The following is a 22,667-nucleotide window of genomic DNA, read 5'->3' as shown; positions in this document are numbered from 1 at the left end:
CCTTTCTAAAATAATCAGAGATTTTTATTAATATATGAAAAATGTCTGTAATACGCGTGGACAAGGAGAGGTGAAGAATGAGATTTACCTTTGTGAGAAATAAATAAAGCATAAGAATAAAGAATCTACATAGAGTTCAATGAAAACAGTTGCAAACTGTTCATATTTTGTTATGATAGTGTTACGAAAACGTTTGCATAAAATTCCGATGGGATGCAAAAGGAGAGAAGGACTATGAATAAGACATGGTGGAAAGAAGCAGTTGCTTATCAAATTTATCCACGAAGCTTTATGGATTCAAATGGTGATGGTATTGGAGATTTACAAGGTATTATTGCAAAACTGGATTATTTAAAAGATTTAGGTATAGATGTAATTTGGATTTGTCCAATGTATAAGTCACCTAATGATGATAATGGTTATGATATTAGTGATTATCAAGATATTATGGATGAGTTTGGTACAATGGCAGACTTTGATGCTTTACTAGATGAAGTTCATAAGCGTGATATGAAGCTTATTATTGATTTAGTTATTAATCATACGAGTGATGAACATCCATGGTTTATTGAATCACGTTCATCTAAAGATAATCCGAAGCGTGATTGGTATATTTGGCATGATGGTAAAGATGGTGCGGAGCCAAACAATTGGGAAAGTATTTTTAATGGTTCGGCATGGGAATATGATGAAGAAACAGAACAATATTATTTACATTTATTCTCACGTAAACAACCAGATTTAAACTGGGAGAATAAAGAAGTTCGCGAAGTACTATATGATACGGTTAATTGGTGGCTTGATAAAGGTATTGATGGTTTCCGTGTTGATGCGATCAGTCATATTAAAAAAGAAGAAGGCCTCAAGGATATGCCCAATCCAAAAGAGTTAAAATATGTGCCATCTTTTGATAAACATATGAATGTGAAAGGTATTCAACCTTTATTAGAAGAGCTAAAAGAAAATACATTCTCTAAGTACGATATTATGACTGTTGGTGAAGCAAATGGCGTTAAGGTTGAAGATGCTGAGCTTTGGGTTGGAGAAGAGCAAGGTAAGTTCAATATGGTATTCCAGTTTGAACATTTAAGTTTATGGGATGCAGAGAAGAAGAAAGACCTTGATGTTGTAGGATTGAAAAAAGTATTAACGAAATGGCAAAAAGGATTAGAAAATAAAGGATGGAACGCTTTATATATTGAGAATCACGATAAACCACGTATCGTTTCAACGTGGGGAGATGATAAAAAATATTGGCGTGAAAGTGCAACAGCTCTAGGAGCGATGTATTTCTTTATGCACGGTACACCGTTTATTTATCAAGGACAAGAAATTGGTATGACAAATGTTCAGTTACCAAATATTGAAGATTACGATGATGTAGCAATTAAAAATTTATATCGCGAGAAAATTGCAGAGGGCGTACCACATCAAGATATGATGGAGATTATATGGGCTTCTTGCCGCGATAATTCACGTACACCTATGCAGTGGAATGATGAGGTGAATGCTGGTTTCACAACAAGTACACCTTGGTTTAGCATGAATCCAAATTACAAAGAAATTAATGTTGAAAAGCAAAAAAATGAAGAAAAGTCTATTTTCAATTTCTATAAGAAAATGATTGCCCTGAAAAAAGAGCACGATGTACTGAACTATGGTACGTACGATTTACTTTTAGAAGACGACCCACAAATTTATGCATATACACGTACGTTACAGGATGAAAAAGTCATTGTAATTAGTAATATCTCAAAAGAGGAAGCTGTGTATAATGAGGGTTCATTTGCACTAGAACGCAAACGTTTGCTTTTAAATAACTATGAAGTTGCGGAACATGAAGAAGTAACAACAATTGCTTTAAAACCTTATGAAACAAGGGTTTATCGCATTTCGTAATAAAAAAGGATGCTCTTTGAGCATCTTTTTTTATGAAAAAAAATAAATTTCTATTGCAATGTGAAAACGCTTTTATTAAAATAGATTTATGAAAACGGTTGCGTAAAGAGAGAAAAGTGATATAAGGAATCGTTTTCATGAAAGGGACAGAAATTATAATTTAAATCATTATGTTTTTATAAATAAAGGGGAGGAAGAACAGATGAAAATTACGTCTTTTGATTTTTGGCAAAAGTTCGGGAAAGCTTTATTAGTTGTTGTAGCTGTAATGCCAGCAGCTGGTTTAATGATTTCCATCGGTAAGTTAATTGGGATGTCTGCTGGGGATGTTAACGCAGTTCATACAATCGCTCGCGTAATGGAAGACATCGGTTGGGCAATCATTACAAATCTACACATCTTATTCGCAGTAGCAATTGGGGGATCTTGGGCGAAGGATCGTGCAGGTGGTGCATTTGCAGCGCTATTAGCATTCGTCTTAACAAACCGAATTACAGGAGCTATATTTGGAGTAAACGCTCAAATGTTAGCGGATTCAAAAGCGACAGTTTCTTCAGTAATAGCAGGAGATTTACTTGTAAAAGATTACTTTACTTCTGTACTTGGTGCACCAGCATTAAACATGGGAGTTTTCGTGGGGATTATCACAGGTTTCTTAGGAGCTAATCTATATAACAAATATTATAACTATAATAAACTGCCACAGGCATTAGCATTCTTTAATGGAAAACGATTTGTACCATTCGTTGTAATTCTTTGGTCTACAGTTACTGCGATTGTATTATCACTTCTATGGCCATTCATCCAAAGTGGGTTAAATGAATTTGGTCGCTGGATTGCAGCTTCAAAAGATAGTGCACCAGTTGTTGCACCGTTTGTATATGGAACGTTAGAGCGTTTATTATTACCATTTGGTTTACACCATATGTTAACGATTCCGATGAACTATACAGAGCTAGGCGGAACATATACGATGCTAACTGGTTCAAAAGTTGGACAAGTTGTAGCAGGACAAGATCCATTATGGCTTGCATGGATTACAGATTTAAATAATTTATTAGCAAATGGAGATACGAAGGCATATAACGATTTATTAAATAACGTTGTACCAGCTCGTTTCAAAGCTGGACAAGTTATCGGCTCAACAGCAGCGTTAATGGGTATTGCATTTGCGATGTTCCGTAACGTTGATAAAGAAAAGCGTGCAAAATATAAACCAATGTTTTTATCAGCAGCATTAGCAGTATTCTTAACAGGTGTAACAGAACCAATTGAATTCATGTTCATGTTTATTGCTCCAGTATTATATGTTGTATATGCTATTACAACAGGACTTGCATTCGCGCTAGCTGATTTAATTAACTTACGTGTTCACGCATTTGGATTTATTGAGTTAATTACTCGTACACCAATGATGGTTAACGCAGGTTTAACAAGAGACTTAATCAACTTTGTTATTGTTTCATTATTGTTCTTCGGTCTTAACTTTACACTATTTAATTTCTTAATTAAAAAATTCAACTTACCAACACCAGGGCGTGCAGGTAACTATATTGATAATGAAGATGAGGCATCAGAAGGAACAGGAAATGTACAAGACGGTTCATTAGCAACAAAAGTTATCGATTTATTAGGTGGAAAAGAAAATATTGCTGACGTAGATGCTTGTATGACACGCTTACGTGTAACAGTAAAAGATTTAGATGTTGTTGCACCAGAAGCACAGTGGAAACAAAATGGTGCTTTAGGGCTTATTGTAAAAGATAAAGGTGTACAAGCGGTATATGGTCCGAAAGCTGACGTATTAAAGTCAGACATTCAAGATATGTTAGGTGCGTAATAATATGAAATTGCTAACTTTAAACTGTCATTCTTGGCAAGAAGAGAATCAAATAGAAAAGATACAATACCTTGCTAAAGTAATTCAAGAAGAAGAGTACGATGTCATCGCATTGCAAGAAGTAAGTCAGTCCATACAAGCTGAAAATGTATGCGGTAACAAGAAAGAAGATAATTTTGGACTTTTACTATTAGAAGAGTTAAAAGCGCTACATGTAAAAGATTACAATATTACTTGGGGTTTCTCTCATATTGGTTATGACGTGTACGAAGAAGGATTAGCGATTATAACGAAGCATAATATTATAAAAGAAGATACGTTCTTCATTTCAGAAAACGAGGATACAACGTATTGGAAAACGCGTAAAATTGTAAGTACAACAATTGCTTATAATGGTAAGGATATAACGTTTTACTCTTGCCATCTCGGTTGGTGGAATGATGAAGAAGAGTCATTCAAAGGTCAAGTCGATCGTTTGATGGAGCGTGTAGATAGCAATAAGCTCGCCTTCTTAATGGGGGATTTTAATAACAATGCTCGGTTGGAAGGCGAAGGTTATGAGTATATGATGCAAAAAGGGTTGTATGACACATATGAATTAGCAATAGAGAAGGATGAAGGAACGACTGTCCAAGGCGTGATTGCTGGTTGGGATGAAAATAAACATAATTTGCGAATCGATCTAATATTGTGTAACCAAAGTAAAAAAGTTCATTCTTCAAAAGTTGTTTTTAATGGTACAAACAGAAATGTAATTTCAGATCATTTCGGTGTAGAGGTGCAATTGGATATATAATAGAAGAAATCCTCACAGTGAATAAAAGCTGTGAGGATTTTTTTAGGAATACAAGTATTTCCAAGAGAAAATACTTGTATTTTTTATGACATTTCATATATATTTGTTATTATTGAATGTAAAACCGATTTGGTCATTTTGTATTCATACTTTGACTCACTTCGTTATATAATAAAGTAAGTGAAAGTTAATGGGAAAAAATAGTACGTTTTTGGTTAATACACGATGTAGAAAGTGATATAATTGCAAAATGCATGTATCATTTTCTAAAGAAGGAAAAATATATAATTAGGTGATAACTTCTATGAAACAAATTTGGCGTATTTATAAGACAGATTTACGGAATGTAGCCAAACATTGGGCTGCAATTGTTATTGTTTTAGGATTAATGATTTTACCATCGTTATATGCATGGTTTAACATTAAAGCTTCTTGGGATCCGTATGGAAATACAAAAGAGGTTCCCATTGCAGTTTCTAACCAAGATGCAGGTTCTAATTTAAGAGGGAAAGATATTAATATCGGGAAAGAGATTGTAGACTCCCTTAAGAAAAACAAAAATCTTGGCTGGAAATTTGTAGATGAAAAACAAGCAATTTACGGAGTTGAGCGTGGGGATTATTATGCAAGTATTACGATTCCAAAAGACTTCTCTGAAAAAATTGCAACTGTTCTGGATGAAAATCCTAAAAAACCAGAACTGGATTACTATGTGAATGAAAAAGTAAACGCGATTGCACCGAAGATTACAGCAAAAGGTGCATCAGGTATTACAGAAGAAATTAGTAAAAACTTTGTTAAAACAGCAAACGGTGAGATTTTTAAAATTTTCAATGACCTTGGAATCGATTTAGAAACAAACTTACCAAGTATCGAAAAAGTAAAAGATCTTGTATTTAAGTTAGAAGCGCAGTTCCCAGAAATGAATACACTTATGGATAAGGCGTTAGATGATGCAACTCGAGCAGAAGATGTTGTGAAAGTAGCGCAGAAAGAGTTGCCGGTTGTAGAGAGTGTTATGAATGATGGGCAAGAAGCGTTAGGGAATTTAGATAAATTCTTTGCAAATAATGATGAAACTTTAAAGAACGCACCTGGAACAATGAGAAACAATTTAACTGTAGCAAAAGATGTAATGGATAAGGCCAATGCTTTTACGAACTTTTTAATGAATCCAGGGATAGACCTTTCTGGTATGAAGGGATTACCGGAGTTCCCAGCACGCCCTGATCTTTCAAAGATGAATGATGAAGGTTATAAAAACATTGCAAGAAACATTAATCAAACAGTTAATAACGTTTTAAACTCAGCACGTGCAGGAACAGCATACGGAAAAAGTGTTGTGAATGGATTGCAAAATGGTCAGTTTGATCCAGAAAAGGCAAAACAAGACCTTAATGCGGTTTCTGAAAATCTTCAAGGGCGTACAGATAGTATTGCATATCTTATTAATGTATTTACTGAACTTCAAAAGTCAGCGACGACTGATTTTGGTCAAAGCTTTTTCCAAGGGCGAGTGGATCGCTTAACTAAGCTAAAAAGCGGTATGGAAAATGCAAACAAGGGTATTAAAGATATTGTAAATGTTATCGGTACAGGACAAGAAGTAAAGAAAGATGTAACAGATGTAGCGAATCAAAAATTAGATGCAGCAAATGGATTAATTGATCAAGCGGAAAAAGATTATAATGAAACGTTTGTAGCAGATTATAAAAAAGCAGTCAGCACAGTCGATCAAGCTAAAGCTGATGCAAATGAAGCATACGATAGTGTGAAAAATGAATATGAAAAGGCAAAAAATAATTTAGAAGGTGTTATAGCAGACGTAAATAATAGAGGTGTTAATGGATTAGATAGTACAAAAGTAGCTTTAAACGATTTAAATGGTCAACTACAAGCTACTAATAATCTAATTGGTGATGCGATTCCAGTTCTAGAAAGCACAAATAAGGTATTAGCAGATGTAAATAGCGGAAAAAACCTTAATGGCGGAATTGCAAAATTGAACAAAATACAAAATTCTGTTCAAAAAGGTATAGATGCGACGAATAAAGCAACTACACTAATTAATAATGGACAGAAGCCTACAAAAGAGGTTGTAGAAAGCATTAATGAAGCGACTAAAAATGCTTCAGCTCAATTAGGCGATTTCTTAGCAACATATGATTCAGAAATCGTTCCAAACTTTAACACAGCAATTGAACGTACGAAACGTATGTCTAAAAACACATCTCAAATTTTAAAAGAGGCAGACAAAAAGCTTCCAGATGTTAAAAAATTACTAGAAGATTCATCAAAAGGCTTAGTAGACGGTAAAAAGAAATTAGTAGACATTAAAGCTGAAATGCCGGAGACTGAGAAAAAGATTAAAGACTTAGCAAATAAAATTCGTGATTTTGAATCTGAAGAGGATTTAAAAGACATTATACGCTTATTGAAAAATGATGTTGAGAAGCAAAGTGATTACTTTGCGAATCCAGTAAATTTAAAAGAGAATAAATTATTTGCGATGCCGAATTACGGTTCAGCGATGTCACCATTCTATACAGTGCTTGCATTATGGGTAGGCGCATTATTAATGGTTTCATTATTAACAGTAGAAGTACACGAAGAGGGCGCGAATTATAAGAGCCATGAAATTTACTTCGGACGTTTATTAACATTCTTAACGATAGGTCTTTCACAAGCGTTTATCGTATCGATGGGAGATATATTCTTACTCGGTACGTACGTAGTCGATAAATTCTGGTTTGTGTTATTTAGTTTATTTATTGGTGGAGTCTTTGTTTGTATCGTATACTCACTCGTTTCTATTTTCGGAAACGTTGGGAAATCGATGGCGATCATTTTACTTGTACTGCAAGTAGCAGGATCGGGCGGAACATTCCCAATTCAAATGACACCAGCGTTCTTCCAAGCAATTTATCCGTTCTTACCGTTCACGTATGCAATTAGTGCAATTCGTGAAACAGTAGGCGGAATGCTTTGGGATATCGTAACGCGAGATTTACTTGTGTTAAGTGCTTTCGTAGTAGTTATGATCGTTGCTGCGTTATTACTGAAAACACCAATTAACAAATCAAGTGAAAAATTCGTCGAGAATGCAAAAGGAAGTAAAATCATTCACTAAAATAAAAGGTTCCTACCGATAGAGGTAGGAACCTTTTTGTTTAATCAAATTTTAATTTTTTTAATGCGTCTGCGAATGGATTATTTAATGGTTCTTCTTCTTTTTTCTGTTGTTTCATATATTTTTGAACGTCACGTTTATCAGCTTTGTTTCCAGATTCTTTTTTACGTCGCTCTTGGAATGTTGATAATTTCTCGCGATAGCCACATTTACATGCAAAGATTTGACCTGCACCTTCACCACGTAATTCTAGTTTCTTCTTACATTGCGGACAGCGAGCGTTTGTTGTACGAGATACATTTTTACGATGACCACATTCACGATCTTGGCATACGAGCATTTTTCCCTTTTTGCCGTTTACTTCTAACATTGGTTTACCGCAGTCTGGACAAGACTTCGTTGAAATGTTGTCATGTTTATATTTTTTATCACTCGATTTAATTTCAGAAACAATTTCTTTCGTATAGTTCTTCATTTCCGAAATGAATACTTCTTTCTTTAATTTTCCTTTTGCAATTGCCTCGAGTTTTTGTTCCCACTCACCAGTTAGTGTAGGTGATTTTAATTCTTCTGGTACTAAATCAAGTAATTGACGACCTTTTGATGTAATGTGAATATCTTTACCACGTTTTTCAATTAAGAAAGAGTTGAAAAGTTTGTCGATAATATCTGCACGTGTTGCTACAGTACCTAATCCACCAGTCGATTTTAACGTATCAGCAAGTTGTTTATTTTGCGTATCCATATATTTTGTAGGATTCTCCATTGCTGAAAGTAAAGTTGCCTCGTTAAAACGTGCAGGTGCTTTCGTTTGGCCTGATGTTTGCATAAGTAACTTTACAGTTAATGTATCGCCCTTTTCAATGTGAGGTAGAATCTGCTCTTTTACGTCATCAGTTACATCATCGTCTTCAAAGCGATTTTCGTATACTTCCTTCCAACCAGCATGTAAAATCGTTTTTCCGCGTGCAATGAACGTTTCACTACCAACTTTGGTACGTAATGTTAGTTGCTCGTATTCGAATGCTGGGAATAAAACAGCTAAGAAACGTTTTACAACTAAATCATAAATTTTGCGTTCTTTATCTGTGAATGCTGAGAAGTTAACGTATCCTTCTGTTGGAATAATCGCATGATGATCGCTTACTTTACTATCATCAACAAATGATTTATTAGCCTTGATAGGCTTTTGTAATACTTTATGTGCTAAAGGACGGTACTCTCCAACGCCACATGCTTTTAAACGTTCTGGAAGTGTTCCAACGATATCAGATGAAATGTAGCGTGAATCTGTACGAGGGTACGTTAGCACTTTATGTTGTTCATATAACTTTTGCATAATGTTTAATGTTTCTTTCGCAGAGTAACCGAACTTTTTATTTGCATCACGTTGTAATTCAGTTAAATCGTAAAGACCAGGAGAGAATGACTTCTTCTGTTTTTTGTCAATTTCCACAACAGTAGCATTATGTTTATCTACACCTTTTACAATACCATCAATTTTTTCTTTATTAAAACTACGGCTATTGCCATTTGCATCTTGCCAAGTAAGTTTAAGCTTCTCCATTGTTTGAGCTTCGATGCCGTAGTAAGTTTGTGCTTTGAAGTTCTTAATTTCATCTTCACGACTAGCAATCATAGCGACAGTAGGCGTTTGTACACGGCCGCAATTTAACTGAGCATTAAAGCGAGTCGTTAAAGCGCGAGTTGCGTTAAGACCGATATACCAGTCAGCTTCTGAACGTGCAACTGCTGAAGCGTATAAATTGTCATAGGCTTTACCTGGTTTTAAATTTGCAAAACCATCTTTAATTGCTTTATCGGTTACAGAAGAAATCCATAAACGTTTGATTGGTTTGCTTAGCTTAACTTTATCGATGATCCAGCGTGCGACTAATTCTCCTTCACGTCCAGCGTCTGTTGCTACAATAATTTCATTTACATCTTTTCTAAGTAGCTGACTCTTTACAGCATTAAACTGTTTACCAGTTTGTTTAATCACTGTTAATTTCAAACGCTCTGGTAGCATCGGTAAATCTTCTAAATTCCACTGTTTATATTTCACATCATAGCTTTCTGGATCAGCTAATGTAACGAGATGACCTAAAGCCCAAGTTACAATATATTTATTACCCTCAAGATAGCCGTTTCCTTTTTTATCACACTTCAGTACACGAGCGATATCTCGTGCAACGGAAGGTTTTTCAGCGATTACAACGCTTTTTGACATATTAAAAACATCCTTTCAAATTTCCATACGTTAAATATAGCATACATCTTCTTGAGATTCAGTTGTCCTCAAGGTTTGTATGCTTCTTGCTTCAATTAACAACAAGGGTTTTACAAATATAAAAATAAGATTGATATAAATTTCAGATTTTTAAGTGTATGCGTTGAAGCAGACCTTAAAGCAGATACACATGGTAATAAAGTTTCATTCGAATACATTCTTGAGAAAAATCCTGATTATATCTTTGTAGTAGATAGAGGCGCTGTTGTTGACGGACTTGACTCTGTATCAGAAACGGTTAAAGAAATATCAAAAGGTCTAAAATAATAATGTAAAAGAGTGATAGGACGAGCTTCCTAGCACTCTTTGTTTTCCGTATTGAAAAGTAAAGAACTTGTTATTTTACTAGAATAAGAGTAGACTTTGAAATAGATGAATAAGAAACACATGGGAGTTTGTGGATACAAACTGAGAGTATGACTACTAGTCCGTCATTGACCATTTGAACCTGTTGGATAATGCCAGCGTAGGGAGAGTGTAAAAGCACATGTTCAGGCACTTTGCGTACGCGCAAAGTGTCTTTTTGTGTATCTCCCATCATTATAGTTAGGAGATGAAAAGGATGAATATGAAAGAAATTAGTAAAGTAGTGGATTTGGTGAGAGAATCTAATCCGCTTGTTCATAATATTACAAATGTTGTTGTAACAAATTTTACTGCTAACGGTTTGTTGGCACTTGGGGCATCGCCTGTAATGGCGTATGCAAAAGAAGAAGTAGCAGAAATGGCTAGCATTGCTGGAGCGTTAGTATTAAATATGGGGACACTTCGTCCTGAAGAAGTAGAAGCGATGTTACTCGCGGGTAAATCAGCAAATGCGAACAATGTGCCAGTACTATTTGATCCAGTTGGTGCAGGAGCAACTTCGTATCGAACAGAAGTTGCGAGACATATTCCGGCTGAAATCGATTTAGCAATTATCCGCGGAAATGCAGCTGAAATAGCAAATGTTATTAATGAGAAATGGGAAATTAAAGGGGTAGACGCTGGTACTGGAAATGGCAATGTTGTAAGTATTGCAAGGCAGGCAGCAGATGAACTAAATACAGTTGCGGTCATTACTGGAAAAGAAGATGTTGTTACAGATGGAGAGAGAACTATTGTTATTCGAAATGGTCACCCTATTTTAACGAAAGTTACGGGAACAGGTTGTTTACTAACTTCTGTAATAGGAGCATTTGTAGCAGTGGAAAAAGATTATGTAAAAGCAGCAGTAGCCGCATTAACGTTTTATGGTGTAGCTTCGGAACTGGCAGCTGCTAAGACAGTGGAAAAGGGACCTGGTAGTTTCCAAATTGAATTTTTAAATCAGTTAGCGAATACTACTTCTGGTGATATTGAGAAGTATGGAAAGATTGAGGAGTTAGAGTAAGAGGGAGTGAAAGAAATGGCACGCATTGAAATAGATAAAATGTCTAAGCTATTGCAAGTGTATTTTATTATGGGAAGTAATAACTGCACGAGGGATCCTTTAGCTGTATTGAAAGAAGCGTTAGATGGTGGAGTGACAATTTTTCAGTTTCGCGAGAAGGGGGAAGGTTCTTTAATCGGAGAAGATAGAGTGCGCTTTGCAAAAGAATTGCAGACGCTTTGTAAGGAATATAGTGTTCCTTTCATTGTAAATGATGATGTAGAATTAGCCATTGAATTAGATGCAGACGGTGTTCATGTAGGACAAACTGATGAAGGGATTACATCTGTTCGTGAAAAAATGGGAGATAAAATTATCGGCGTATCTGCTCATACAATTGAAGAAGCACGCTTTGCAATCGAAAATGGAGCAGATTATTTAGGTGTTGGACCTATTTTCCCAACGAGTACGAAAAAAGATACGAAAGCGGTTCAAGGAACGAAAGGATTAGCTTATTTTAGAGAACAAGGAATTACAGTGCCAATCGTTGGTATTGGTGGGATTACAATTGAAAATACAGCTGCAGTTATAGAAGCGGGTGCGGACGGTGTTTCAGTTATTTCAGCAATTAGTTTAGCTGAATCTGCGTATGAAAGTACGAGAAAATTAGCTGAAGAAGTAAAGAGAAGTTTGTAGAGAAGGACGTGTAGTATTTTAAGTGCTACATGGAGAAATAGACTGCCCCAAAATTTAAACAAACATTTGATTAAAAAAGCACAAACCTTTTTAAATAAAGGTTTGTGCTTTTTCTTTAAAACATAATTGAAATTAAGAGCATTCCAATTCCGATAGAAGTAAATGTTGCAATTAGGCCCGGAATCATAAAACTATGATTTAATACGTATTTACCGATACCTGTTGTACCAGTACGGTCAAAGTTAATGGCAGCAACGATTGTTCCATAGTTTGGAATGAAGAAATATCCATTTACTGCAGGGAACATCGCAATCAGTAGCGCTGGTGGAATGCCAAGAGATAGTCCAAGTGGCATTAAGGCACGAACTGTTGCTGCTTGGCTGTACAGTAAAATAGATAGAATGAATAGTGCGATGGCAAATAGCCAAGGGGCACTTGTTACTAAATGCTGAATGGATCCTTGAATCATATTTAAGTTTCCATTAAAGAAAGTATCTCCCATCCAAGCGATACCGAAAATAGCAACAACTGCTGTTGTACCTGCTTTAAAGACGTTACCAGACACAATGCTTTCTACATTTGGTTTACAGAAAATAATAATAAGAGCCGCGATAGTTAACATAACCATCTCAATTGTGTTCGGCATGGAAAGACGAGCTAACTTCCCATCAACTATCCATCCTGGACGAAGTGCTTCAAATGAACCAAGAAGTACAACAAGGAAGGTTCCTACAAGGAAAAGGATAACTGATAATTTTGCGCCCTTTACACCTACAAATTCTTTTTTCTCTTCAAGCTTAGGAATCATTCCTTCGTTTAATCGTTTTAAGTATTCAGGGTCTTCATTTAATTCTTTTCCCATCTTACTAGCAACGAATGCTGCTAACATACAAGCAATGAAAGTAGAAGGAATACTCACTTTTAAAATATCTAATAAAGTGATTTTATAGTCAGCTAACATTGCTAAAAGAGCAACTGTGGCAGCTGAAATTGGACTAGCTGTAATTGCTTGTTGAGAAGCGATTACGGCAATCGACATTGGGCGTTCCGGTCTAATCCCTGATTCACGAGAGACTTCTGCAATAACAGGAAGTACAGAATAAGCAACGTGACCAGTTCCTGCACAAAGTGTAAATAAATAAGTAACAATTGGAGCAAAGAATGTAATGCGTTTTGGATTTTTTCGTAATGCCTTTTCAGCTAGATGAACAAGGTAGTCCATTCCTCCAGCGGCTTGCAAAGCACCAGCGGCTGTAATTACTGCCAAAATCATAAGCATTACATCGATAGGAGGCGCGGTCGGTTGTAAGTGGAAGACAAAAACGAGTATTGCCATACCAACTCCACCCATTACTCCTAAACCAACTCCGCCTAGGCGTGCACCAATAAAAATACAGAGTAACAAGGTAAGAAATTGTAGCCAAAACATGATAAACTACCTCCGAAATTCATTAGTTAAGATATATTTGAATAGTTTAATTTGAATGAAAATTAAATAAATACCCGAAGAAATCCTTGTTATTTATACATTTTTTATTATATAACACAAAAAAAGTAACATTCACGTACTTTTTGAAATTATTTCGAAAAAGCAATTCGTTAAAAATTTGTATTTATATCTCTAAATAAGTAGACATTTTGATTTATATGTTGTAACCTTTGATAGAGAATATATGATTCTCATAGAACTCCCATATCGTTCAACTCGTTCAGCGAGAAAGGCAAACTGATGGAAACATGAGGACGCAAAACTACAGGAGCTAAGGTCGAAAGGCTATGCTAGCCAGTTACCGGACGGATAGGGTTGGTCTTGGCCAATGCGTTTACATTGGCTTTTTTTTATTCTCGAACATATTGAGAAACATCTTTAAACAAAATATTCATATATTTTGTTTTTTTTGTTTAGAATCATTAAGGAAGGTGGATATTAATGAAAAAATATTGGCATAAGTTATCGTTCCTTCAAAAGAACGTCTTATTAACCGTATTAGTTATTTTGACACTTGTTGGAAGTATGGGCGCGTTAAGTTTCAACATGTTTCAAAATAGTATGATGTCTTTATTTGAAAGACAGTCTATTGAAACAGGAGAAATAGTGTTGAAAAAATTGGATGTAGAATTAGTTAGAGACATGGCGAAAGATCCTACAGCCGAAAAAGTGAAAAAAGAAAAGTTAACAGAGAAATTAGATGAAGTGTCAAAAGAATTGAAAAGTGTTGGACAAACGTATGTTACAGGAGCAAAGCCGAATGAAAAGCGAGAATTACAACTCGTTGGTTTGACTACAGAGTTAACAAATGCATTCCCTATAAAGCCGGGAGATTATTATGAACAACCCGCTCATTGGATGAAGGCATACGATAAGGTCATTGATACGAAAAAGGCCCAAATGACAGAAGTATATGAAGATGAAATAGGTTCGTGGGTGACAATATTAGAACCAATTACAGATGGAGAAAACAATATTGTTGCAATTATTGCGGCTGACTTAGATGCTTCCATTGTTCCTATTACAAAAGAGAAGTTTATGATACAGGGCTTACTCTTTATCATTATTTCATTAGCAATTGCGACTATTACTCAATTCTTTATCGTGCGTCACTCGCTAGCTCCATTAAAAGATTTACGAGAAGGATTACGTAAAATTGGTGAAGGTGATTTAAGTATTAAATTAAAAGAAAGACCAGATGATATTGGAATTATTAATGTTTATTTCAATAACACGATTGAAAAATTTAAAGGGATTATAGATAAAGTAAGGCAAACTGCTGAGCAAGTTTCTTCTTCTTCACAAGAATTGTCGGCGAGTACAGAGGAAAACAGTATGGCAGTTCAAGAGATTGCAAGTTCTATTGAAGGTTTAAGAGTAGGGGCACAGTCTCAAAAAACTTCAGTACAACAATGTTTAGGAATTGTACATGGAATGGAAGATAAGGTAGAAGAGATAACTGGGGCTGCAAAACAAGTTGCGGTTGCTTCTGAAGGTATGGAGCAACATTCAATTGAAGGTAATGAAGTGATTGGACAAATTATTAATCAAATGAGTTTAATCCAAAATGCAGTACAGGATTTATCTTCCATCATTTATTCGTTAGAAACAAGGTCAAAAGAAATTAGTGATATCGTAACTGTAATTACAGGTATTTCAAATCAAACAAATTTATTAGCTTTAAATGCTTCTATTGAGGCTTCACGTGCTGGAGCAGCTGGAAGAGGGTTTGCAGTTGTTGCTGATGAAGTACGAAAATTAGCAGAACAAACTGAAGCGTCTGCAAAAGATATAGCGAAATTAATTGGTGAAACACAAGCTGAGACAGAAGATGCTGTAGTTTCAATGCAAAAAGGTTCAAAAGAAGTAGAAACTGGAATTTCACTTGTTCAAAGTAGTGGAGATTTCTTTGAAAAAATTTCAAAATCAGCGCAATCTGTTACAGATCAAGTAAAAGCTGTCTCTGGTAATTCGAGTGACATTTTACAAAATAGCCAGAATATTGTTCAAGTCGTAAATGAATTATCACATATTGCAAATACTTATGCCAGCAGCAGTAGTAATGTTGAAGAAAGCATGAAAGAGCAAGAAATATCAGTACAAGATATTGCAGAATTAGCGACTTCTTTAAGTTGGCTTTCTCAGGAATTACAAGAGCTAATTGGTGAGTTTAAAAGTGAATAAGAAGAAAGATCAATTCTAATCAAAGGGGGATCCCCCCTTTGATTATGAATTGAACTAATTTGCCCGTTAATAAGGGATGAAAAAGGTGTGAATTTTCACACCTTTATTATATTTGAGAGAGGAATTTACATAAATATGAAATTAGCAATTTCTTATAATGAGATGGTAAAAGAATTTTTAGGAAAAGTAGAAGGAAGTATTAAAATACCTAAAGATGTGCAAGGAACAGAATTTGGGGTAAAAAGAAAAACTGAACTATTTCCAAATTTGACTCACATTGTAGATTTAATAGGAGCGACTGCAACGTGGTTATATCATATTTCTAAAGAAAAACATATTGTCGTGCTTTATCATGTAAGAGGAAGTTTGTTTCCGATTACTATTGAAATTTCTAATTTTCTCTCCTATGAAAGTTTGAATTTACAGATTGAAGAGCAACTGGAACAAATTAAAGAAATGAATGAGGAAGAAATAGAAGAGTTTCAAAACGGTAATACATTATATGAAATGTCACCTATTATTATTGGTGAAACATATTATGAGCTACAAGACACGAATACATTACAATTTGTATTTAGTAAAAATATGCAAAGCGTAGAAATAATATTTAATAGTGTTAATTGGAAAGAGACAACGATTACTCGTTATGTACAACAAATACAAGGTGTTTTAATCTATACATCACAAAATACTAATAATTATATAAATAATTTTAATGTTATTACAGAGGCCGAGATGGCACTTTATAATCAAGTGAATGATACGACAGCAGTATATCCTGAGAAAAGTATCGTCGATATGTTCTATAATACTGTTACTCAATTTCCAAATCGTATAGCTTTATCTTCAAGGGAAGGTACTTTAACTTATGAGGAGCTAAATAAAAAAAGTAATCAAATAGCTCATATGTTAATTAAAAACGGCGTCCAATTAGGAGACTATGTTGGAATATTTATGAAACGTAGCATAGACACAGTAGTAAGTATGGTAGCTATATTAAAAGCTGGTGCAGCGTATGTTCCGATTGATCCAGATTATCCGGAAAGTAGAATACAGTACATTATTCAAGATAGCCAAGCGAAAGTTATATTGATGAAAGAGACGCCTATAACATGTGATGGGGTTCAAACAGTTTCAATGTATGATAGTGAAACTTGTGAAGATATAGATGTAAAGTTGTCTATTCATTGTGATGATGTAGCTTATATGATTTATACATCTGGTTCAACAGGGAATCCAAAGGGAACGATGTTAGCACATAGAGGCGTTGTTAATCTGTACACTTGGATGCAAAAGCAATATGAATTGACAGAAGAGGATGTATTTGCCCAATTTCCTTCCTTTAGTTTCGATGCTTCTGTATGGGAGTCATTTGCTTCTTTATTCTGCGGAGGAAACTTGTATGTATTATTAGAGGAAGAGCGATTGTCTGTAGAAGCATTTGCACATGCAATTTATAAAGTGAAAGCAACTTCGATCTTGGCATTAGCAACAATTTTTGTTCGACAAGTAGCAACTTATTTAGCAGAAGAAGATATATATAAGCTAGCTTCCCTAAAAAGAATTGCGATTGGCGGTGAAATGTTGCCTGTAGAGGTTATTAAATTGTGGAGAGAAAGAATAGGTACAAATGTTGAAATTCATAATGTATACGGACCGACAGAATGTACAGTAGTGACGACAACTTATAAAATACCTAGTCAGTTAAATGAGGATGTTGCGAGTATTCCCATTGGTAAACCATGTTCTAATTATCAAGTTATGATTTTGGATGAGAATATGAATCTTTGTCCAATAGGTGTACCTGGTGAATTATATATAGATTCAGTAGGATTAGCAAAAGGGTATTTTAATAAGCCTAATAAAACAATTGAAGCTTTTATTCCGAACCCTTTTAATCCTATAGTTAATATATATAAAACGGGTGATATCGTTAAGTTGCTAGAGGATGGAAATATAGAGTTTTTACATCGGAAAGATGATCAAGTAAAAATTAGAGGACATCGTATTGAACTAGGAGAAATCCAAAGTAAAATTTCTCAAAATCATAATATAAAAGAAAATGCTGTTTTTGCTAAGAAGAGTAAGGAAGGTAGCCAATATTTAATCGCGTTCTATACAACTTTAAATAAAAAAGAAATACCAGAATTAGTTTATCAGTTACAAGAGCAATTACCAGATTATATGGTGCCATCTAAACTAATTTATATTAATGAATTACCACTTACACCTAATAAAAAGATTGATGTTAAGAAGTTAGCTCAGTTAGAAGAAAAGTATGAACCGGTTCGTCTACAAGAATATGTTGCACCTTCTAATAAAGCAGAAAAACAAATAGCGAACGCTTGGGCGGAAGTATTAGGAATTTCAAAAGTTGGAGTGCATGATGATTTCTTTACAATTGGTGGACATTCATTAAAAGTATTACGAGTCCTAACATTGTTAAAAGAAGATTTCTCACATTTAACCATTCAAGATTTCTTTAAAGAAAGAACGATATATGGATTAGCTCGAATTGAGCGAGAAGTAAAAGTAGAGAAAGAAGAAGTATTTCGTGAATATAAAGTGATTCACGAACCAGATACTATTACGTATGCAAATGCTTTGGAAGAAACCCAGATTTCAAATATTTTTTTAACAGGAGCTACTGGTTATTTAGGATCACACATATTATATGAATTGCTGAGAGATACATCTGCTACTATTTATTGTTTAGTAAGACCAACCAAAGATGTGCAGCAAAGAATTATAGATACATTAACAGGCTACTTTAATGATATATGTGAAGAATGGTTACAGCGTATACAGGCCGTAGCTGGCGATCTGGGAGAAGAGTATCTTGGGATGAGCGAAGAAGAATTTATGTTCATCAGTTCTAAGATGGATACGATAATTCATTGCGGTGCAGATGTAAGACATTTTGGAGATGTAAAACAATTTGAAAATATAAATGTACAAGGAACTAGCCGTATGCTAGCATTAGCGGAAAAAGATGCTACATTCCATTTTATTTCTACAATTGGTATCCCGTTAGAATTAGCAGTAGATCAATGGGATACATACATGAAAACTGGTGATTTTAATTACAGTGTAGACTTAGAGAATGTATATTCAAATAGTAAACTACAAGCGGAAAACATTGTTCGTGAAGCAATGAAAAATGGTTTGCACGGAAATATTTATCGTGCAGGTAATTTAGCATGTCATTCAGAAACAGGTTCGTTCCAACAAAATATTGAAGGAAACGCATTTTATCGTCTTATTAAAACAATGCTATTAATTGGAAAAGCACCAAATGTGAAGTGGAAAGTTGATTTCACACCAATTGATTTTGCTAGTAAATCAATTGTAACGTATGTACAAGATTCACAAATAGATGGAGAAACATTGCACATCTGTCATCCACATCAAATTGAGTTTGAACAATTTATACAGCTAATTGGAGTGTGTGGATACAATCTTGAAATGGTTCCACTTTCAGAATATGAAAATGCCGGACTTGAATTAGCAAAGGGAAATGAAGTAATAGCAGAGTTAATTGCTTCTCAAGTTGCAGGAGATGGAGCGCAGCAATCTGAAATTGTAATGGGTACGCGTAGAACGAATGAATGGATTAAGAAAAAAGAATTGATAGTACCAACAATTAATAAAGAATTTATTCAGCAGTTATTAGCTCATGGTGAAAAAGTTGGTTATTTTCCAAAAATAATAAAATGATTATGCATGCTTTTGTTTGTTCAATAAAATAAATCATGCTACAATGAAAACGAATTAAGGACCGGGGAGCCAATTGGCTGAGAGGATGTAAGTAAACATCGACCCTCAACCTGATCTGGATAATGCCAGCGTAGGGAGTTACTTAAAGTGATGTAGCATATGTTATTCTATAATAACTTGCATACAAGGCTTTCCTACGCAGTAGGAAAGCCTTTTCTTATTTTTGAAATTTAATTTTATAAGGGGGATTTTATTATGTCACAACAAGTTACAATGTCATTTTCAGTAGTACCACAAGCGAAAACGAAAGATGTATATTCTGTTGTCGATAAAGCAATTGAAGTTGTGCAACAATCGGGAGTTCGTTATGAAGTAGGGGCAATGGAAACAACTTTGGAAGGAGAATTAGATGTACTTCTTGATGTCGTTAAACGTGCGCAACAAGCTTGCGTCGATGCTGGAGCAGAAGAAGTGATTACTTCTATTAAAATCCATTATCGTCCAAGCACTGGTGTAACGATAGATGAAAAGGTTTGGAAGTACCGTGATGAATATGCAAAACCAGAAGCAATCTAAACTTATTACAACTATTTGGCTTATCCTTCTCATTGCGATATGGGAAGGATCTGTTTCATTATTTAAAATCGAACCGTGGATTTTACCAAAGCCTTCTGCCATTGTTCAAGAATTAATTGGGATGAAAGATTTACTATTACCAAATACAATGCAAACACTGCAGGAAGTTATAATTGGACTATTCTTTGCGATTTTATTGGGGACGAGCATCGCAATTATTATGGACGTTATACCGTTATTTCGTATTCTAATAAATCCATTGCTCGTTATTTCGCAAACAATTCCAATTGTTGTACTTGCACCGCTATTTATTATTTGGTTTGGATATGGGATGTTGCCGAAAGTAATGGTCGTAATACTCGTTTGTTTCTTCCCAATTGCGCTTAGTATTTTAGAAGGTTTTCAAACAGTAGATAAAAACATGCTGAAACTGTTACAAACAATGAAGGCGACAAAATGGCAAGTTTACCAGAAAGTAAAATTTCCAGCAGTGCTTCCATACTTTTTCTCCGGTTTAAAAATTGCAGTTACATATAGCGTAATGGGGGCAATTATCGGAGAATGGCTCGGTGCAAGTGAAGGATTAGGCGTTATGCTTACGAGGGCTACAAAATCCTTTTTGACTGCCCGAGTATTTGGTGTTGCAGCAATCATCGTTATAGTGACATTATGCCTGTATTTTATCGTAGAGTTTATGGCAAGAATAACAGCACCATGGATATATAGAAAGGACGGCAGAAAATGAAAAAAGGTTTGAAAGTTATGTTAGCTGCCTTAGTAGCGGTAGGTGTGGCTGGATGTAATCCGGCGAAGAAAGAAGAAAGTGCAAGTAAAGATCAAAAAGTAAAAGTAGTATTAGATTGGTTTCCAAATACGAATCATACTGGCTTGTATGTAGCGCAAACGAAAGATTATTACAAAAAGCAAGGATTAGATGTAGAAATTATTCAACCAGGTGACAATGTAACAGCAGAGCAAATGATAGCATCAGGAAAAGCAGACTTCGCAATAAGCGCACAAGAAAATGTAACATTAGCTCGTGTGGAAGGAATTCCTGTTGTATCTGTAGGAGCGATTATTCAGCATAACACTTCAGCGTTTGCATCGCTTAAGAAAGATAATATGACGTCACCGAAAGATTTTGAAGGTAAACGTTATGGCGGCTGGGGAGGACCAGCGGAAGAAGCGACATTAAAGACGATTATGGATAAGCATCAAGCTGATTTTAATAAAGTTGAAAAAATCATCTTAGGACAAACAGATTTCTTTAAATCAATCGGCCGTGATGCAGATTTCGAATGGATTTATTACGGTTGGGATGGTATTGAAGCGAAGCGCCAAGGAAAAGAGTTAAATACGATTATGGTGAAGGACTTAGATCCAGCGCTTGATTTCTATAGTCCTGTTATTATTACGAGTGAAAAACATACGAAGCAAGATAAAGACTTTGTGAAAAAGTTTATGAGTGCAACAACAGAAGGTTATAATTTTGCAATTAAGGAACCGAAAGAAGCTGCTGATATTCTAATTAAAGCTGTTCCAGATGTAAATAAAGATTTAGTTCAAGAAAGCCAGAAATGGTTAAGTACGAAGTATCAAGATGATGCGAAAGCATGGGGAGTACAGAAGGAAGAAATTTGGACGAATTACATGAATTTCTTATATGACAACAAAGTTATTAAAAAGAAAATCGATGTAAAAGATGCTTTTACAAATGAATTCCTTCCAAGTGAAAAATGAGCGGATTACAAATAAAAAATATAGTGAAATCTTTCGACGGAAAGAATGTATTAGAGAATATTAGTGCCTCTATACAAGAGGGAGAGTTTGTTTCCTTTGTAGGACCGAGTGGTTGCGGGAAAAGCACATTATTAAACATGATTGCAAATGTTGAAAAACCAACAAGCGGGAACGTAACGTATAAAGATAAGCAAGTACAAGAGCAAGACGTTGTTAGTTACATGCCACAACAAGATTTATTACTACCGTGGCGATCAGCTTTGCAAAATATCGTTCTTCCGTTAGAAATTGAAGGAAAGCCGAAAAAACAAAGGCTGACAGAAGGAATGGAAGCATTAAAGCAGTTCGAACTAGATGAATATGCAGACCATTATCCAGATGAATTGTCTGGTGGTATGCGTCAAAGAATTAGTTTTCTGCGCACATATTTATGTGAAAAGCCAATTATGCTGCTTGATGAGCCTTTTGGAAAGTTAGATGCATTTACAAAAATGGAAGTACATAGCTGGCTTTTAAACTCTTGGCATCAAGAGAAGCAAACAATCGTTATGGTTACACATGACTTAGATGAGGCAATCTTGCTTTCAGATCGCGTATTTATTTTATCTCAAAGACCAGCGTCAATAGTTGGCGAGGTACAAGTGAAATTACCTAGACCGAGAACGATGGATATGTTAACATCACTCGAATTAAAAAAGGATAAAGAAGAGATTTTAAGTGTGTTAGCTCCTTATATGAAAAAATAGAAAAAGCCTTTTAACAGTTTTTAGTATAATTACTGTTAAGAGGCTTTTTTTAGAATATGAAAAGATGGAGAAGGAACAAAAGGGAAAATAGAGAATAGAATATAACAGAGTAGTTTATACTCTTAATATAACAAATGTTAAAGGAGTGAAAGGATAAAATGACTTTATCAACTGTTCTTCAAATGGTTTTAGCTTGATAGGGGAGAAGTCTGC

General features: G+C 35.0%; 14 protein-coding genes, 1 pseudogene and 3 riboswitches. Of the genes and pseudogenes, 13 read left to right on the top strand and 2 right to left on the bottom strand.

Annotated features, from left to right (window positions below; translation table 11 throughout):
• Nucleotides 1-234 precede the first annotated feature (234 nt).
• From C4S65_RS17990 to C4S65_RS17975, 4 genes are all read left to right on the top strand, one after another.
• On the top strand, nt 235-1,899 hold the full coding sequence (locus C4S65_RS17990) for an alpha-glucosidase (protein WP_086406859.1): 1,665 nt from the start codon (nt 235-237) through the stop codon (nt 1,897-1,899).
• 202 nt (nt 1,900-2,101) lie between these two features.
• Nucleotides 2,102-3,739: a PTS transporter subunit IIBC gene (locus C4S65_RS17985; RefSeq protein ID WP_000705567.1), complete on the top strand. Its 1,638-nt coding sequence runs from the start codon at nt 2,102-2,104 to the stop codon at nt 3,737-3,739.
• A gap of 4 nt (nt 3,740-3,743) precedes the next feature.
• Complete coding sequence (locus C4S65_RS17980; RefSeq protein ID WP_061666196.1) at nt 3,744-4,535, top strand: endonuclease/exonuclease/phosphatase family protein; 792 nt, start codon at nt 3,744-3,746, stop codon at nt 4,533-4,535.
• A gap of 304 nt (nt 4,536-4,839) precedes the next feature.
• Nucleotides 4,840-7,665: a YhgE/Pip domain-containing protein gene (locus C4S65_RS17975; protein WP_086406858.1), complete on the top strand. Its 2,826-nt coding sequence runs from the start codon at nt 4,840-4,842 to the stop codon at nt 7,663-7,665.
• A 40-nt stretch (nt 7,666-7,705) separates the two neighbouring features.
• Here the strand turns inward: C4S65_RS17975 and topB are convergent, their stop codons facing one another.
• Nucleotides 7,706-9,895 (bottom strand): DNA topoisomerase III, encoded by a 2,190-nt coding sequence (gene topB, locus C4S65_RS17970; protein ID WP_098285928.1) that lies wholly within the window; start codon nt 9,893-9,895, stop codon nt 7,706-7,708.
• Between the two features lie 162 nt (nt 9,896-10,057).
• Here topB and C4S65_RS35255 point away from each other — a divergent pair.
• The 3 genes and pseudogenes from C4S65_RS35255 to thiE all read left to right on the top strand — a co-directional run.
• Nucleotides 10,058-10,222 (top strand): annotated as a pseudogene (locus C4S65_RS35255) (ABC transporter); the annotation flags it as partial.
• Between the two features lie 110 nt (nt 10,223-10,332).
• Nucleotides 10,333-10,445: riboswitch (TPP riboswitch) on the top strand.
• A 72-nt stretch (nt 10,446-10,517) separates the two neighbouring features.
• A complete protein-coding gene (gene thiM, locus C4S65_RS17960; protein WP_098222649.1) occupies nt 10,518-11,327 on the top strand; it encodes a hydroxyethylthiazole kinase in 810 nt (269 codons plus the stop codon).
• A 15-nt stretch (nt 11,328-11,342) separates the two neighbouring features.
• Nucleotides 11,343-12,002 (top strand): thiamine phosphate synthase, encoded by a 660-nt coding sequence (gene thiE / locus C4S65_RS17955; protein ID WP_098838726.1) that lies wholly within the window; start codon nt 11,343-11,345, stop codon nt 12,000-12,002.
• A 115-nt stretch (nt 12,003-12,117) separates the two neighbouring features.
• On the opposite strand, the gene C4S65_RS17950 is transcribed toward thiE, so the two are convergent.
• Nucleotides 12,118-13,431, bottom strand: a complete 1,314-nt coding sequence (locus C4S65_RS17950) for an anaerobic C4-dicarboxylate transporter (RefSeq protein ID WP_061666201.1) — start codon at nt 13,429-13,431, stop codon at nt 12,118-12,120.
• Between the two features lie 281 nt (nt 13,432-13,712).
• A riboswitch (cyclic di-GMP riboswitch) is annotated at nt 13,713-13,797 on the top strand.
• Between the two features lie 135 nt (nt 13,798-13,932).
• Between C4S65_RS17950 and C4S65_RS17945 the strand changes: the two genes are divergently transcribed.
• The 6 genes from C4S65_RS17945 to C4S65_RS17920 all read left to right on the top strand — a co-directional run bounded on the left by C4S65_RS17945 (nt 13,933) and on the right by C4S65_RS17920 (nt 22,454).
• On the top strand, nt 13,933-15,675 hold the full coding sequence (locus tag C4S65_RS17945; RefSeq protein WP_000761082.1) for a methyl-accepting chemotaxis protein: 1,743 nt from the start codon (nt 13,933-13,935) through the stop codon (nt 15,673-15,675).
• Nucleotides 15,676-15,810: 135 nt separating this feature from the next.
• On the top strand, nt 15,811-19,392 hold the full coding sequence (locus C4S65_RS17940; protein ID WP_098535985.1) for a non-ribosomal peptide synthetase: 3,582 nt from the start codon (nt 15,811-15,813) through the stop codon (nt 19,390-19,392).
• A 52-nt stretch (nt 19,393-19,444) separates the two neighbouring features.
• Nucleotides 19,445-19,546: riboswitch (TPP riboswitch) on the top strand.
• A 101-nt stretch (nt 19,547-19,647) separates the two neighbouring features.
• Nucleotides 19,648-19,968, top strand: coding sequence for an MTH1187 family thiamine-binding protein (locus C4S65_RS17935; protein WP_000082906.1), 321 nt, complete (start codon nt 19,648-19,650; stop codon nt 19,966-19,968).
• Nucleotides 19,940-20,713: an ABC transporter permease gene (locus tag C4S65_RS17930; protein WP_001057164.1), complete on the top strand. Its 774-nt coding sequence runs from the start codon at nt 19,940-19,942 to the stop codon at nt 20,711-20,713. Before C4S65_RS17935 ends, C4S65_RS17930 begins: the two co-directional genes overlap by 29 nt.
• Complete coding sequence (locus C4S65_RS17925) at nt 20,710-21,708, top strand: ABC transporter substrate-binding protein (protein WP_000715573.1); 999 nt, start codon at nt 20,710-20,712, stop codon at nt 21,706-21,708. Before C4S65_RS17930 ends, C4S65_RS17925 begins: the two co-directional genes overlap by 4 nt.
• Nucleotides 21,705-22,454 carry an ABC transporter ATP-binding protein gene (locus C4S65_RS17920; protein ID WP_000016083.1) on the top strand — a complete coding sequence of 250 codons (750 nt, stop codon included), beginning with the start codon at nt 21,705-21,707 and terminating at the stop codon, nt 22,452-22,454. The genes C4S65_RS17925 and C4S65_RS17920 overlap by 4 nt, the downstream gene beginning before the upstream one ends.
• Nucleotides 22,455-22,667 lie beyond the last annotated feature (213 nt).

This window comes from Bacillus sp. ok061 (genome assembly GCF_900108285.1).
GTDB lineage: Bacteria > Bacillota > Bacilli > Bacillales > Bacillaceae_G > Bacillus_A > Bacillus_A thuringiensis_S.
Note: the sequence above shows the minus strand (reverse complement) of the source record. Positions and strands in the feature narration are given on the sequence as shown.